At 68.3% G+C, this 13978-nt stretch carries 15 protein-coding genes and 1 other annotated feature; of the genes, 6 read left to right on the top strand and 9 right to left on the bottom strand.

Translation table 11 applies throughout. From position 1 onward, the window contains the following. Window positions 1-8: 8 nt before the first annotated feature. The 4 genes from GGC30_RS05865 to GGC30_RS05850 form a co-directional block, all read right to left on the bottom strand. Complete coding sequence (locus tag GGC30_RS05865; protein ID WP_153923098.1) at window positions 9-863, bottom strand: outer membrane protein; 855 nt, start codon at window positions 861-863, stop codon at window positions 9-11. Between the two features lie 139 nt (window positions 864-1002). Continuing rightward, window positions 1003-2703: a bifunctional protein-serine/threonine kinase/phosphatase gene (locus tag GGC30_RS05860; RefSeq protein ID WP_153923097.1), complete on the bottom strand. Its 1701-nt coding sequence runs from the start codon at window positions 2701-2703 to the stop codon at window positions 1003-1005. Beyond that, window positions 2639-3082: a TSUP family transporter gene (locus tag GGC30_RS16750; protein WP_153923096.1), complete on the bottom strand. Its 444-nt coding sequence runs from the start codon at window positions 3080-3082 to the stop codon at window positions 2639-2641. The genes GGC30_RS05860 and GGC30_RS16750 overlap by 65 nt, the downstream gene beginning before the upstream one ends. Window positions 3083-3315: 233 nt before the next feature. After that, window positions 3316-3804 carry a TetR family transcriptional regulator gene (locus GGC30_RS05850; protein WP_194943534.1) on the bottom strand — a complete coding sequence of 163 codons (489 nt, stop codon included), beginning with the start codon at window positions 3802-3804 and terminating at the stop codon, window positions 3316-3318. A gap of 217 nt (window positions 3805-4021) precedes the next feature. Between GGC30_RS05850 and GGC30_RS05845 the strand changes: the two genes are divergently transcribed. After that, window positions 4022-4375, top strand: a complete 354-nt coding sequence (locus tag GGC30_RS05845; protein WP_153923094.1) for a VOC family protein — start codon at window positions 4022-4024, stop codon at window positions 4373-4375. A 3-nt stretch (window positions 4376-4378) separates the two neighbouring features. On the opposite strand, the gene GGC30_RS05840 is transcribed toward GGC30_RS05845, so the two are convergent. The 3 genes from GGC30_RS05840 to GGC30_RS05830 are packed head-to-tail and all read right to left on the bottom strand — an operon-like array spanning window position 4379 to window position 7280. Beyond that, complete coding sequence (locus tag GGC30_RS05840) at window positions 4379-6046, bottom strand: bifunctional diguanylate cyclase/phosphodiesterase (protein WP_066549741.1); 1668 nt, start codon at window positions 6044-6046, stop codon at window positions 4379-4381. A 31-nt stretch (window positions 6047-6077) separates the two neighbouring features. Beyond that, complete coding sequence (locus GGC30_RS05835; protein WP_153923093.1) at window positions 6078-6656, bottom strand: GNAT family N-acetyltransferase; 579 nt, start codon at window positions 6654-6656, stop codon at window positions 6078-6080. Window positions 6657-6692: 36 nt separating this feature from the next. Next, window positions 6693-7280, bottom strand: a complete 588-nt coding sequence (locus GGC30_RS05830; RefSeq protein ID WP_370451895.1) for a TetR family transcriptional regulator — start codon at window positions 7278-7280, stop codon at window positions 6693-6695. A 65-nt stretch (window positions 7281-7345) separates the two neighbouring features. Here GGC30_RS05830 and GGC30_RS05825 point away from each other — a divergent pair, with 65 nt between their 5' ends. The 4 genes from GGC30_RS05825 to GGC30_RS05810 all read left to right on the top strand — a co-directional run bounded on the left by GGC30_RS05825 (window position 7346) and on the right by GGC30_RS05810 (window position 12596). Then, on the top strand, window positions 7346-8182 hold the full coding sequence (locus GGC30_RS05825; RefSeq protein ID WP_153923091.1) for a metal-dependent hydrolase: 837 nt from the start codon (window positions 7346-7348) through the stop codon (window positions 8180-8182). Window positions 8183-8269: 87 nt separating this feature from the next. Further along, window positions 8270-9766: a DUF1800 family protein gene (locus tag GGC30_RS05820; RefSeq protein WP_153923090.1), complete on the top strand. Its 1497-nt coding sequence runs from the start codon at window positions 8270-8272 to the stop codon at window positions 9764-9766. Continuing rightward, complete coding sequence (locus tag GGC30_RS05815) at window positions 9763-10944, top strand: DUF1501 domain-containing protein (protein WP_153923089.1); 1182 nt, start codon at window positions 9763-9765, stop codon at window positions 10942-10944. Before GGC30_RS05820 ends, GGC30_RS05815 begins: the two co-directional genes overlap by 4 nt. A gap of 49 nt (window positions 10945-10993) precedes the next feature. Continuing rightward, window positions 10994-11057 (top strand) — a sequence feature (sul1 is cis-regulatory element that is thought to sense ions involved in sulfur or methionine metabolism; They are found in Alphaproteobacteria). A 60-nt stretch (window positions 11058-11117) separates the two neighbouring features. Next, complete coding sequence (locus GGC30_RS05810) at window positions 11118-12596, top strand: SulP family inorganic anion transporter (RefSeq protein ID WP_370451900.1); 1479 nt, start codon at window positions 11118-11120, stop codon at window positions 12594-12596. Window positions 12597-12600: 4 nt separating this feature from the next. On the opposite strand, the gene GGC30_RS05805 is transcribed toward GGC30_RS05810, so the two are convergent. After that, entirely contained in the window at window positions 12601-12810 is a 210-nt protein-coding gene (locus tag GGC30_RS05805) for a hypothetical protein (RefSeq protein WP_055753991.1), read from the bottom strand. Between the two features lie 239 nt (window positions 12811-13049). Between GGC30_RS05805 and GGC30_RS05800 the strand changes: the two genes are divergently transcribed. After that, on the top strand, window positions 13050-13262 hold the full coding sequence (locus tag GGC30_RS05800) for a cold-shock protein (protein WP_008260410.1): 213 nt from the start codon (window positions 13050-13052) through the stop codon (window positions 13260-13262). Between the two features lie 99 nt (window positions 13263-13361). Here GGC30_RS05800 and GGC30_RS05795 read toward each other — a convergent pair whose 3' ends face one another. After that, window positions 13362-13931, bottom strand: coding sequence for a TetR/AcrR family transcriptional regulator (locus GGC30_RS05795; RefSeq protein WP_153923087.1), 570 nt, complete (start codon window positions 13929-13931; stop codon window positions 13362-13364). Window positions 13932-13978 lie beyond the last annotated feature (47 nt).

The following is a 13978-nucleotide window of genomic DNA, read 5'->3' as shown; positions in this document are numbered from 1 at the left end:
CTTGACGATCAGAAGCGGTAGTTCATGCCGATGCGGAACATGTGGGTTCCGAAGCGACCGTTGCCACGCACCATGTCCGTGCCCGTGGTGTTCGGCGCCAGAATGAACGGGTTGGTCGCCGGGGTCGTGCCGGTATTGCCGACGCGGATCACCGGGCTGTCGACGTCCAGCGAGGTGTAGAGATATTCACCGCTGACCGTCAGGCCCCGGCCCAGGGCGTATTCCACGCCGCCGCCGGCCTGCCAGCCGTCGCCGTCATCGCCTTCGCTGGTTTCGGTGAAGCTGTTCGCTTGGTTCGAGGTGCGGAACTTGTTCTCGAACTTGCCATAGGCGTAACCGCCGGTGCCGTAGATCAGGGCCGGTCCATAGGCGTAGCCCAGCTTCAGACGAGCCGCCGCCGTGCTCTCCAGCTCGCGCGTGAAGGTGTAGAAGGCCGGGGTGGTCGAGAAGCCGGTCACCGAATCCTGGACATTGTTGACGCTGTATTCGGCCAGGGCGCCGACGACGAAGTTGCCGAACTGCATGTCGTAACCGGCGCGAACGCCCGCTTCGACACCGTCGTTGTCGTCACGGCATCCCGTGGTGGGAACGGTGCTGGTCGCCATGCCGCCGCAGAAGCCGGGGCTGAAGGCGTTGGTTCCGACCGTGGCGGGGGCGACAGGCGCAGTGGTGACCTGGTCGCCGTAGTTGCCGTCCAGATTGCGGTCGAAGCGCAGGATCTCGTCGCCGTCATCGTTCGACTGGTTGTAGCCGCCGAAGATGCCGATGTAGGGGCCGGACCAATCGGGGGCGACGGACTGGGCCAAGGCGGGGGTGGAAACCATGGCCAGGGCCAGGGCGCTGCAGGTGAGGGTCTTGATCATTTGGGGAGGCTTTCGTGCCGAAAGTGCGGGCGCGACATCCCCGCTCGCCGTCACAAAAGCCGAAGGCGGCCACAGGTTCCCTCGAGTTATCATCGCCAAATGTCGCACATCCAAAGGCTTAGGTTGAACGTAGGCCGCCCTAGCGCGTCGCCATCGACACCAGAAAGGCGATCAGCAGGACCAGGCTGACCCCCTGCCAGAACCGCACCGGATCGCGCTCGATCAAGGACAGTTGACGCGGCGGCGGGGCGGCGACGGCGCTGCCGGTTTCCAGCACATGCATCAGTTCCTCGACATCCTCGAACCGCTCGTTCGGATCGACGGCGACGGCGCGCATGATGGCCGCCTCAAGCCAGGCGGGCATATCCGGCCGGTGTCGCGTCGGCGGCGCGGGCGCCCGGTCGAAGCGCGGCGCATCGGCCGGATCCACCTCGCCCCACGGATAGGTTCGGGTGAACAGGCGATACAGCGTCACCCCCAGAGCGAACTGATCCGTGGCGGCGTTGCCGCTCTCGCCCGCATACATTTCCGGCGCCTTATAGCCGGCGGTGCCGGGCGCCTCGGCCTCGGCGAACTCCTCAGCCAGCCTCAGCCGCGCGACGCCCAGATCGACCAGTTTCAGCCCGCCCTGTGTCTCCAGGATCACATTGTCCGGCTTGATGTCGCGGTGCGTCACGCCCGCGCGGTGCAGGGCCGAAACCGCCCGCGACAGGCGCAGGGCCACGCCGATCCCTTCTGCGATCTCGAACGGCCCCTCCTGCGCCAACCGCGCATGCAGGGTCTGACCAGCATGGAAGGGTTGGGCGATATAGAGCCGGCTCTGGCGACCGGCGTCCAGGCTCAGCACCTTGCCGACAAAGGGGCTGTCGATGCGCCGCCCGATGAAGGCTTCGCGCAGAAAGGCGGTGCGCGCGCCGCGTTCGGACACCACGGCGGGCTTGGGAAACTTCAGCACCACCATGCCCGCGTCGCCCAGCGTATCCTTCGCCAGGAACAGGGTCGTATAGCGCCCGTCCGCGACCAGCCGCTGAAGCGCGAACCCGTCGACGTTGTCGCCGACGGCGGGCGGCGGCAGGATGGTCAGCCCTTCCGCCTCGGCCGTGATCGCCTCCCAGTCGGGCGCGCCGGTGCGGACCACGTCGATGACGATGGCGGTGGCGTTGTCGCGCGGCCCCGCCGCCTCGACCTCGGCCAGGATCGCCTTGGCGTCCGCATCGGGCGAACTGCGCCGCCCCAAGAGGCTCGCGATCACCGCATCGGCCAGCACCCCATGCACCCCGTCGGTGGTCAGCAGCAGACGGTCATGCGGCTCCAGCCGCACTTGCCGCACATCCAGCTTCACATCCGCCTCGATGCCGACGGCGCGGTACAGCACATGGCTCAGCCCCTGCTGGGCCCGCGTGTGGTCTTCCGTCAGCCGCGTCAGAACGCCATCGCGGAAATGCCAGGCCCGGCTGTCGCCCACATGAAGCGCCGTCGCCTCGCGCCCGCGCAGGATCAGGGCCGTAAACGTGGTCGCCGCCCCCTCCATCGCCGGATCGATCCGCCCGCGCGAATGGAGCCAGCGGTTGAAGCCCCGCAGCGCCTTGATGCCGTTGGCCGCGATGCCGTTCAGCGGGTTCTGATCCAGATAGCCGTCGATGAAGCTGCGCGTCGTCAGTTCCGCCGCCATCCGCCCGGCCTTTGACCCCGACACCCCGTCGGCGATCACCGCCAACACCCCATGCTCGCGCTGCTCGGCCGCCGTGCCGATATGGACGCCGCCGAAATCCTGATTATCCGCCTTGGGCCCCTGCAAGGTCGCAAAGCCGGCGGCGATCTCCAGTCTGGCGTCGGTCATGGGCGGAACTGTCGTCCAAAGACGGCCCGCTGAACAGAGGTGTCAGAGCACGAGAAGGGCCCGCACCGCGACATAGGCGGCGACCACCAGGATCAGGCCCGCGAACAGGATGCGCCCAAGCCGGGCGTTCGACCCCAGCCGGCGCGCCAGAGGCAGACCCCCCGCCGACCGCCATGGCGGCGACCAGGCCCGGATCGACCCATCCGGACAGCGCATAGTTGCCCGCCGTGGTCGCCCCGAACGCGGCCACGCTGAGCAAAGACGTCGCCTGGGCGGTCGCTAGGCTCATGCCCGTCGACGCCATCAGGCCGGGAACGATCACAAAGCCGCCGCCGATGCCGAAGAAGCCTGCGGCCGAGCCGACGCCCGCGCCCGCCATGCCGACGCGCGGCGACCTGGACTAGTTCAGCCGGGGCTCGACCCGCGCGACCGTCGCCTTGGGATGCAGCATCGGCACGCCCACGACCGCCATGGCAACGGCGAAAATCAGCAGCTGATGGCCGTGGACAATCTTGGCCAGGGACGATCCAAACCAGGCCCCGGCCGCGCCGGCGACATGCGGCGCCCCGACGCCAACGGCCAGCGATACCTGTGCCTGCCCCTAAATGCGATCTAAGCGCACGGTCGGATCCCTCTCGTCCGGCGATCGCGCACGCCGGCCAGTGCGTCGGCGAGAGCCTCGGAGCGACAGGACACGTCCCCCGACAGCCACGTATGAATCATGGCGAACTGCGCCGCCGCAGCGCCTATGGCGACCAGCGACGGCGGGTGGGCGGCCCCACTCGCGATCCTCGCTTCGATCGACGCCGCCAACCTGCGCTGTAGCCTGGCTCGCAATGGCGGCTCGAACAGGCGGCGCGTCAGGGCGCGGCGTTCCCACAGATGGTCCAGCAGCACCTTGAGCCGCGCGGTGTTGCCCAACCCAGACCCCGCCAGCGCCAAGGGTGTGAGGATCGGCTCGACGATGGCTTCCAGCACCGCCGCCTTGCTCTGGAAATGCTCATAGAAGGTCGAGCGCCCGACGCCGGCCGTCTCGATCACGTTCGTCGTGCCAATGGCGGAGTAACGTCGCTCGGACATCAGCCGGGTCAAGGCGTCCATGATCGCCTGCCGAGTCCGCGCGCGACGTCCGTCGCCCTCCTGCATTCCAGCTCCACTCATGCCGACACGCTAGCCCAGATGCCGGAGACATAGCAGGCCTCTCTCGTGATGACGGACAAGGCGGGTCCACTGTCCGGAAACCTCCGAAAGCCCTACCGCGCGGCTTTCGTCGGAGCCGGCCGGCAGGCATCATCGGCCCATCATCGGAGAAGCCCCAATGCCCGACCAACACCGCGCCGTCGCCATCGTGCCTGCCCGCGACATGGACGCCAGCGAAGCCTTTTACCGGCGTCTGGGCTTTGTGGTAGCCGCCGACTACGGCGACTATCGCATTCTGGAGGATGGACGTGGCGGCCATATCCATCTCAACGCCACGCCCGGCTGGCCCGCCAAGATCGAGGACAACGCCCTGGGCCTGTATCTCTATGTCGAGGATGTCGACGCCGCCGCCGACCGCGTGCGCGAACTGATCATCGGCGCGGGGCCTGAGATCAAGCCTTGGGGCACGTACGAGTTTGCAGTCAGCGACCCCAATGGCGCGCTGGTGCGCGTAGGCCGCGTTATCGAGTGACGCTTACGCCGACCGCTGCTTCAGCGGCGCGGTGCCGTCGGCCAGGCTTTCGGCCAGATAGACCTCGGCCTCCTGCGCCGGCAGGGCGGGGGCATAGCCGAAGCCCTGGCCGTAGTGGCATTGGGCGTCCAGCAGCAGGCGGGCCAGTTCGGCGTTCTCCACGCCCTCGGCGACGACTTCCAGCGACAGGTCGCGACCCAGGTTGACCACCGACTTGACGATCTTGGCCGAGCCTTCGTCCTTGTTCATCGTCAGCACGAAATAGCGGTCGATCTTCAGCGTATCGAACGGCAGGCGCGCCAGATAGGACAGCGAAGAGAAGCCGGTGCCGAAGTCATCCAGCGCCAGCGACGCCCCGACATCCTTCAGCGATTGCAGCACCTCGGCGGCGCGCGCGGTGTCGCGCATGATGTCGCCCTCGGTGACTTCCAGCTTCAGCGCGCCCTTGGGCAGGCCGGTCTCCTTGATGATGCGCGCCACGTCCTCGCACAGGTGCGGGCGCTCGATCTCGCCGACCGACAGGTTGACGCTGCAGAACAGCTTGCCGGCCAGCGGATGGCGTTCGATCCATTCGGCCAGTTGCCGCGCCGACTGGGTCATCATCAGCAGGCCCAGGTCGTTCATCATCCCCAGGTCGGCGGTCAGACCCAGGAACTCGTCCGGCGGCACCAGACCCCGGCGCGGGTGACGCCAGCGCGCCAGAGCCTCGAAACCGGCGACGGCCCCGGTGTTCAGGTTCACGATGGGCTGGAAGAAGGGCACGATCTCGCCGCGCACGAAGGCGTTCCTCAGATCCGCCTCCAGCGCCAGACGGCTCAAGCTGTCGCTTTCCAGCGCCCGGCCATAGGCGGCCGATCCGCCGCGCCCGGCGCCCTTGGCCGATTCCACCGCCAGCTCGACCCGGCGCAACAGTTCGGCGGCGTCGGGCGCATCCGGCCCGCCCTCCACCATCACCGCCCCGATGGAGACGGTCGGATAGATGTCGAAGCCCGCGACCCGCAGCGGCTGTTCCAGCGCGTCGCGCACGCGATAGCTGGTGTGGGAGGCGGTCTTGGGGACGATGATGGCGAACTCGTCCTCGCCGATCCGCGCGGCCGAGGCGTCCTTGTTGAAGGCGGCGGCGAGGCGCGAACCCAGGGCCGACAGCACCAGGTCGGTCCGCTCATGACCCAGCGCCTCGTTCAGGCGCCGCAGCCGGTCCACGTCGCCGACCACGATCTCGTATTCGCCGGGCTGGGTCAGCACCTCGCTGACGCGGGCCAGGAAGGCGCGACGATCCAGAAGGCCCGTCAGCGTATCGCGGTCCGATCCGGCGAACTTGGTCTCCAGCGCCACGACGCCGGCGGCGCGCAGGCCGTCCTCCAGCCAGACGCCGCGCCACAGACAGGTCTCGGACCCGCGCATGCGCAGACGCACGGCGATCTCGGCGCCCTCGTCCTGGGGTTTGAGCATCCGTTCGGCCAAGCTGCGATCCTGCGGCATGGCCAGGGCCACGAATCCGGCGGCCGTGCATTCCGGCGCCAGCGGTCCCAGGCCCAGCGATCGCGTAGCCCCGGTGAAGCGCAGTTCGTCCGTCGCCGGCGTCCAGACCCACAGGGCCGTCTCGGCGGCGGCCAGCGCCTCGATGGCGGTCGTGGCGTCCCAGGCCAGCGATCGGGATCGTGGTGTCACGCGTCTCGCCCTTCCAGACGGCCCCCGGCCGTCAACGCTCGTCCTCGACCAGGCCGAACAACAAATGGTCTGCCCACTCGCCGTTAATTTTCAAATAAGCGCGAGCCCGACCTTCGTTGCGAAAGCCGGATTTCTCCAGCACCCGTCGCGACCCGTGGTTGGTGGGCAGACAGGCCGCCTCCAGCCGGTGCAGCCTCAGCTTGTCGAACGCGTAGCCGACAACGGCCCGAACGCCAGCCGTCGCCACGCCCTGGCCGGAAAACGGCTGGCCGATCCAGTAGCCCAGCGTCCCCGTCTCGGCGACGCCGCGCCGCACGTTCGACAGGGTCACCGCCCCCGCCAGGGTCTTGCCGTCCTGAACGAAGACGAAGAAGGGCCAGGCGTTGCCCAGCTCCATCTCGCGCGCATAGATCGACAGCCGGCGCCGGAAGGCCGCCTTGGTCAGGTCGTCCTCGGGCCAGGCCGGTTCCCACGGTTGCAGATAGTCGCGCGAGCCGTCGCGCAGCGTGGACCAGGCGGCGTAGTCGGCGGCGCGCGGCGGGCGCAGCAGCACGCCGTCCCCCCGGACCACGGGCCCGGCCACATCGCTCATCCAGTCCAGAAGCGCCATCGATGGGGACTATAGCATCAAGATTTGCTCTGAACCTTACGGTTCGGCCAAAAGTGTCGCGGTCAGCTTCAGCGCCAGGTCGCGTCCCAGCCCCTCGGGCGCGCCCAGCATCGGCGTCAGGATGTCCCCGATCAGCCCCTCGGCGAAGGCCATATAGGCCGCGGTCACCACCAGGGCCTTGGCCCGCTCGGCCGCCTTGGGATCATCAGGCGCCATGGCCGCCAGCCGTTCGGCCAGATCGCGCACCACCTCGGCGAAGCTCTCGGCCCGGCCCTGCTCGCGCGCCAGCGCCAGCCAGGCCGCCATCTGAGAGGCGCCGCCCGGCCCGAAGGCGTCAAACACCACGCTCATCAGCCGCCCCGGCTCGACGCCGTCGCGCCCTTCTCCCACTCCCGCGTTCAGGCCAGCCTCGATTCGCTGCGCCAGATCGCGCACCATCGCATCCATCAGCGCGCCCTGAAGCCCGGCCGCCGAGCCGAAATGATGGATCAGATTGGCGTGGCCTACGCCCATCCGCTCGCCCACCGCCTTCAGCGTCACCGCCGCCGGGCCGCCGGACAGCAGCAGGTCGCGCGCCGCCTCCAGCGCCTCTTCGCGCGCCACCGCCCCGCGGCGTCGCTTCACCGGACTATTAGTTGACATTGATGTCAGTTAACTCCATCCTCCGCTCGAAATCGAGGAGCAGAACCATGGCGAAATCCGCCACCCCCGCCGACCTCCAGATCAAGCCGCGCGACCTGCATATCGACCGCGAGGCTCCGACGCCACGCTGGTGGCTGAACGGCGACCCGTTCGGCACCGCCGTAATGAACGCCCTCAGCCTGACCTTCCCCGACGGCGAGCGGTTCTTCATCCAGTCGGTCAAGCGGTTCGCCAAGGACGCGCCCCCGGCTCTGGCCGCCGACATCCGCGCCTTCACGGTCCAGGAAGGCGCCCACACCCGCGAACACATGGCCTTCAACGCCATCACCGAACGCGCCGGCTACGACACCGCCGAGATCGAGGCTTACGTCACCGCCCGTCTCGACATCGCCCGCGCCCGTCCCGCCTTGGCCCAGCTGGCGGCGACCATGGCGCTGGAGCATTTCACCGCCGCCTTCGCCCATCGGCTGCTGGCCGATCCGGAGCTGCTGAAGGGCTCTCCCCACGACCTGGCTCGCCTTTGGCGCTGGCACTCCATCGAGGAGATCGAGCACAAGGGCGTGGCCTATGACGTCTTCCTGCACGCGACCCGGGACCTCAGTCCGCTGAAGCGCTGGCGCATCCGACGCTGGGCCATGTTCCTGACGACGCTGCTGTTCACCCGCACGGTGCGCGAGACGACCTTCATGCTGCTGGAGCAAGACGGCATCGTCGGCTGGCGCGCGCGTCTGGGCCTGTTCCGCTGGCTGTGGCTGAAGCCGGGCCTGTATCGCCGGATGATCGGCGACTACTTGGCCTTCTACAAACCCGACTTCCACCCGTGGCAGGTCGACGACCGCGACCTGATCGCGGACGCGGAGGCCGGCCTGGCCCAACCCGCCTGATTGGTCGCCTAACCTCAAATCCGACCCCGCGACGGAGTTTTCGCCCGAAGGCGTTACAATGTGCGGGGGACGGACGAGGAGAAGGCCATGGCTTCATCACCGACCGACGCCGCCGTCGCCCTGACGCGCCTGGGTCTCGGTGCCCGGCCTGGCGAGATCGACCGCATCGCCGCCGATCCGCGCGGCTGGGCCATGGGCCAGATTCGGCCCCAGGGCGCGCCTCGGCCGTCCGGCCAGTTCGCCGACACCGCTGAACGCGTCGCCCAATATATCGACTATCAGAGCGACGCCGGCCGGGTTCGTCGCGACCGACGCGCCGCCGCTCCGGCGACGGCCGACGCCGCCTCCTCCACTGCCCCCACTGCCGGCATGCCGGACGCCGCCGATCCGCAAGCCGTCGCCCGGCGCGAGGCCCGTCAGGCCGCCCGCCGCGACATCACCCAGGACACGGCGCAGGAGTTCCTGGCCCGCGCCCAGCTCGGCGCGACCACAGACGACGGCTTCGCCGAGCGCTGGGCCCTGTTCTGGTCGAACGCCCTGACCGTCTCGGCCGCCAAGTTCGCCAGCGGCGCCTTTGTGGGTCAGTACGAGCGCGAAGCCATCCGCCCCCACGTCTTCGGCCGGTTCGAGGATCTGATCCTGGCCGCCGAACAGCATCCCGCCATGCTGCTCTATCTGGACCAAGCCCGCTCCGTCGGTCCCGACAGCCTGGCCGGCGCGCGCCGCAATGCCGGGCTGAACGAGAACCTGGCCCGCGAGATGATGGAGTTGCACACCGTCGGCGCCGACGGCGGCTATACGCAGGGCGACGTCACCGAACTGGCCCGCGCCCTGACCGGCTGGTCCATCCCCGCCGCCCGCGACCAGCGTCAGCCCAGTCGCCCTCAGCGAGCCCGCAACATGGCCGCCCCGACCGAGCCCGGTCCCGACGGCTTCGTCTTCCGCGCCAATGTCCACGAACCCGGCGCCCGCACGGTGATGGGCAAGACCTATCCGGCGGCGGGCGTGGCCCAGGGTCAGGCCATACTGCGTGACCTGGCCCGACATCCGGCCACGGCCAAACGCCTGTCGCGCTGTCTCGCCGCCCATTTCGTCGCCGACGATCCGCCGCCCGCCCTGGTCGCCCGGCTGGAAGCGGCCTGGACCGGCTCCGGCGGCGATCTGGCCCAGGTCGCCCGCGCCCTGGTCGACGCGCCCGAGAGCTGGACGCCCCAGCCCGCCAAGATCAAGACGCCCTACGACTTCATCGTCTCGGCCCATCGCGCGCTGGGAACGCGACCTCAGCGGATCCAGCCGTTGCGCCAGGCCCTGCTCGACATGGGCCAGCCGCCGTTCTCGCCCCCGTCGCCCGAGGGTTGGCCCGACACGGCCGCCGACTGGGCCGGTCCCGACGCTCTGGTCGAGCGGCTGAACTGGTCGCGCACCGCCGCCGATCTGGCCCAGGCGGCCGACCCGAACGCGGTCGCCGCCGCCGCCCTCGGCCCGCGCCTCGGCGAACGCACGCGGCTCGCCGTGGCCCGCGCCGAAAGCCGGCCCGAGGCCCTCACCCTTCTGTTCATGTCGCCGGAGTTCCAACGCCGATGACCGCCCTCAATATGAACCGCCGCCATCTGCTGGCTGCCGCCTCCGCCGGGGTCGGCCTGGCCTTCGCCGGCCGTGTCGCCGCCCAGACCAACGGCCCCGCCAACAAGCTGGTCGTCGTCATCGCGCGCGGCGCCATGGACGGCCTGTCCGTCACCGTGCCCTACGCCGATCCGAACTACGTCCCCTTGCGCGGCGGTCTGGCCATCGCCGCGCCCGGCGAGGCGAATGGTGCCCTGGCCCTGAGCGAAGGCTTCGGCCTGCATCCGGCGCTCGCGGGCCTGCACGACCTCTATGGTCAGGGTCAGATGCGGTTCGCCCCCGCCGTCGCCCTGCCCGTGCGCATCCGCTCGCACTTCGACGCCCAGGACGTGCTGGAGAACGGCGGCGAAGGTCTGCGCCAGCAGTCCGACGGCTGGCTGAACCGCGCCATCGTCGCGGCGGGCGGAACGTCGCTGAAGGGCCTGTCGATCGGCGCCCAGACGCCCCTGATCCTGCGCGGCGACGCCCCGGTGTCCAGCTGGGCGCCTGGCGGTCTGGTGCGCGACGGCGACCGCATCGCCTCCCTGCTTCAGGATCTCTATGTCGAGGATCCGATGCTGGGCCAGAACCTGGCGCGGGGTCTGGCGACCGAGCAGCTGGTCAGCATGGAGGGCGGCGACCAACGCCTGCGCCGCAACGACGTCCAGGGCCTGGGCCAGGCCGTCGCCAAGCTGATGACCGGACCGGAGGGCGCCGACATCGTCGCCGTCTCGCTGGACGGCTGGGACACACACGCGGGTCAGAGGGCGCAGCTCCAGACCCGCCTGACCGGACTGGATCAACTGGTCACGGGCCTGAAGAACGGCTTGGGCGAGACCTGGTCGCGCACGGCGGTCATCGTCGCCACCGAGTTCGGCCGCACCGCCCGCGCCAACGGCACCCAGGGCACTGATCACGGCACTGGCTCCTCGCTTCTGCTGGCGGGCGGGGCGGTGAAGCGCGGCGGCCCCATCGGCGACTGGCCGACCCTGGCCGACAACCGCCTGTTAGAGAACCGCGACCTGGCGCCGACCCTGGATATCCGTTCGGTGTTCAAGGGCGTGTTGCGCGATCACATGGGCCTTGACCGCGCCGCCCTGGACGCCCGCGTTTTCCCCGGCAGCGCTGCCGAAGCGCCGGCCATGGATGGACTGGTCTAGCCTTCACGCTTGCTTTTCGCGGCGCAACATCGCATCAGGACGCCATCACCTTGGACCCGGCCCTGTTCGCAGGCGACGGGTGGCTATCCCCGCCGCCGATCCGCTGGGAAACCGAGCCGCCTTGCAACCGAACCATCGGGCGCGGCTCATCCAGATGAAATCCTGAAATGTCCATCATCGCCTCCGCGCGCCAGCAATGGCTCGCCAATCCTCGCCGCGATCTTCTGGCGGGGACCGTTGTGGCCCTGGCCCTGATCCCCGAAGCCATCGCCTTTTCCATCATCGCCGGCGTCGATCCCGCCGTCGGCCTCTACGCCAGCGTGGTCATCGCCGTGACCATCGCCTTCGTCGGCGGCCGTCCGGCCATGATCTCGGCCGCGACCGGCGCTATGGCCCTGCTGATGGTCACGCTCGTGCGCGACCACGGCCTGGAATATCTCTTTGCCGCCTCGCTGCTCTGCGGCGTGTTCCAGATCGTCATCGGCCTGCTGAAGCTGGGCCGCTACATCAAGTTCGTCAGCCGCAGCGTCATGACCGGCTTCGTCAACTCCCTGGCCATCCTGATCTTCCTGGCCCAGATGCCTGAGCTGATCGGTCGGGGCTGGATCACCTACGCCCTTGTCGCGGCGGCCCTGGTCGTCATCTACGGCTTCCCCCGCCTTACCAAGGCCGTGCCCTCGCCCCTGGTCGCCATCGTCGCCATCAGCGCCCTGGTGATCGTGCTGAAGCTGGATGTGCGCACCGTTGGCGACATGGGCCAGATGCCGACCAGCCTGCCGATGTTCCACCTGCCCGCCGTCCCCCTGACGTGGGAGACGCTGGTCATCATCGCCCCGATTTCGGCGACCCTGGCCTTCGTCGGCCTGCTGGAAAGCCTGCTGACCGCGAATCTCATCGACGACATCACCGATACCCCGTCGGACAAGGATCGCGAGACGCGCGGCCAGGGGATCGCCAACGTCCTGTCGCCCCTGTTCGGCGGCATGGCGGGCTGCGCCATGATCGGTCAGTCGATGATCAACGTCACCTCCGGCGCACGCGGGCGTCTGTCGACCCTGTGGGCCGGCCTGTTCCTGCTGTTTTTGATGCTGGCGCTTCAGACCTGGGTCGCTCAGATCCCGATGGCCGCCCTGGTCGCCGTCATGATCATGGTCTCGATCGGCACCTTCGACTGGTCATCGGTGATGAAGCTGCGCTCCACTCCGCTTCAGTCGTCCATCGTCATGATCGCCACGACCGTGACCGTCGTCGCCACCCACGACCTGTCCAAGGGCGTCATCCTGGGCGTGCTGCTGTCGGCGATCTTCTTCATGCGCAAGGTCGGCGAGACCATCGCCGTGACCGAGGTTTCGACGCCGGAACCGGGCGTCCTGCGCTACCGCGTCTCAGGCCAGCTGTTCTTCGCCTCGGCTGATCTGTTCGCCGCCAGCTTTGAGCATCACGGCCAACCCACGCGCGTCGAGATCGATCTCAGCGACGCCCATCTGTGGGATCTGACCGGCGTCGCCGCCGTGGACAAGGTCGTCTTCCGCTACCGCCGTCAGGGCGCGGACGTGCAGGTCTTGGGCATGAACGACGCCGCCCGCACCCTTGTCACGCGGGTGGCGCGGTTCGAGAAGATGCATCTGCCGGACGGCGCCGGCGCGCATTGAGCCGTCAGGCGGCGTTGGAGGTCGGTTCGAGGTCGGGCTTGGGCATCTTGCAGATGCGGTTCAGGTCGGCCCGGATCGAGCTGCCCTGGAAGTGCGAGATTTCGGCGCCCGAATAGCCCTCGCCCGACAGCGCCTTGACGACGTCGCCGGTGTTCAGACAATCGTTGGTCCGAGCGAGCTGGTAGGCGCGCTCCACGACGTGGGTGCGGTTCATGTTGGAAGCCTTTCGTACCTTCTCATAACGCGCGCCAAGCTAAACCGTTCCCATTATTGGATTTTCGTCCCGCCCGGCCCGCGCTTGCATCTGTCATGAATATCTGCGCACATAGAGCTCGTCGATCTCTCTGCGTAACGCCCACTCTCTCTGCGAACGCACGAGTCAAGGCCGCTCCCATTCAGACCCGACAGGCCGCAGGGACGTTCCCTCGGTCAATTTCTAACGGAGGTCTCAAAATGGCTACCGGCACTGTCAAATGGTTCAACCCGACCAAGGGTTACGGCTTCATCCAACCCGACGACGGCGGCAAGGACGTCTTCGTCCACATCTCGGCCGTCGAAGGCGCTGGCCTGCGCGGCCTGGATGAAAACCAGAAGGTTTCCTACGAGCTGGAACGCGACAAGCGTTCGGGCAAGGAATCGGCTGGCCAGCTGCAAACCATCGGCTGATTTCAGCGTCACAGCTGATCTGGCGACGGCGGCTCCTCACGGAGCCGCCGTTTTCAATTGGGGCGGCGACCCGCTCCCTGACAATCTCTAGGTCTTTGGTCAGACGCCGCGCCCCTGCAGACGGACTTCGATCCAGTCACGGGCGTCCTGGAGAATCTGGTCGGAAAGCGCGTCATCATCCAGGGCACGCGCCATGATCATTGCGCCGACCATGGTCGCCCAGGCACCGGTGGCGTCACGGCGCGCCTGAGCCGAAGGCGTGTCGGTGATCGTCGCTGCGATCCTTTCGATCTGAGCGCGAACGCCCGAAGTCAGAGCCTCGCGCGCTTCCGGCCCCTGGCGACGGATATCCGAGACGAGCGCCGCCGTCGGGCATCCCGCCGCAACACCCTGTCTGTGCTTGGGCGAGAGATAGGCATCGATAAAGGCCGAAAGATCGGCCGTTTCGGAGGTCTCGCTGTCCGAAGGCTCGAACACATGGGCCACCGTCTGGGCGATCAGATCGTCCTTTGACGAAAAATGGCCATAGAAGCCGCCGTGCGTGAGACCCGCCGCCTGCATCACCTCGGCCACGCCGACGGCGTCGAAACCCTTGGCGCGAAACAGCCGGCCGGCCTCCGTCAGGATGCGCTGGCGGTTCGCCTTCATCTGTTCGCGGCTGACCTTCATGACGCAATCTCCTTTTCACCCATTGACACATACATGATGGCGGTCAT

The sequence above is a fragment of the Brevundimonas sp. SPF441 genome (assembly GCF_009661015.1).
GTDB lineage: Bacteria > Pseudomonadota > Alphaproteobacteria > Caulobacterales > Caulobacteraceae > Brevundimonas > Brevundimonas vesicularis.
This window is presented reverse-complemented; position numbering and strand designations above follow the sequence as displayed.

Excerpts from the sequence above, each read along its gene's own strand:
- GGC30_RS05865 (WP_153923098.1), bottom strand. The coding sequence starts at position 863 with ATGATCAAGACCCTCACCTGCAGCGCCCTGGCCCTGGCCATGGTTTCC.
- GGC30_RS05860 (WP_153923097.1), bottom strand. The coding sequence starts at position 2,703 with ATGACCGACGCCAGACTGGAGATCGCCGCCGGCTTTGCGACCTTGCAG.
- GGC30_RS16750 (WP_153923096.1), bottom strand. The coding sequence starts at position 3,082 with ATGGCGGGCGCGGGCGTCGGCTCGGCCGCAGGCTTCTTCGGCATCGGC.
- GGC30_RS05850 (WP_194943534.1), bottom strand. The coding sequence starts at position 3,804 with ATGGACGCCTTGACCCGGCTGATGTCCGAGCGACGTTACTCCGCCATT.
- GGC30_RS05845 (WP_153923094.1), top strand. The coding sequence starts at position 4,022 with ATGCCCGACCAACACCGCGCCGTCGCCATCGTGCCTGCCCGCGACATG.
- GGC30_RS05835 (WP_153923093.1), bottom strand. The coding sequence starts at position 6,656 with ATGGCGCTTCTGGACTGGATGAGCGATGTGGCCGGGCCCGTGGTCCGG.
- GGC30_RS05825 (WP_153923091.1), top strand. The coding sequence starts at position 7,346 with ATGGCGAAATCCGCCACCCCCGCCGACCTCCAGATCAAGCCGCGCGAC.
- GGC30_RS05820 (WP_153923090.1), top strand. The coding sequence starts at position 8,270 with ATGGCTTCATCACCGACCGACGCCGCCGTCGCCCTGACGCGCCTGGGT.
- GGC30_RS05815 (WP_153923089.1), top strand. The coding sequence starts at position 9,763 with ATGACCGCCCTCAATATGAACCGCCGCCATCTGCTGGCTGCCGCCTCC.
- GGC30_RS05805 (WP_055753991.1), bottom strand. The coding sequence starts at position 12,810 with ATGAACCGCACCCACGTCGTGGAGCGCGCCTACCAGCTCGCTCGGACC.
- GGC30_RS05800 (WP_008260410.1), top strand. The coding sequence starts at position 13,050 with ATGGCTACCGGCACTGTCAAATGGTTCAACCCGACCAAGGGTTACGGC.
- GGC30_RS05795 (WP_153923087.1), bottom strand. The coding sequence starts at position 13,931 with ATGAAGGTCAGCCGCGAACAGATGAAGGCGAACCGCCAGCGCATCCTG.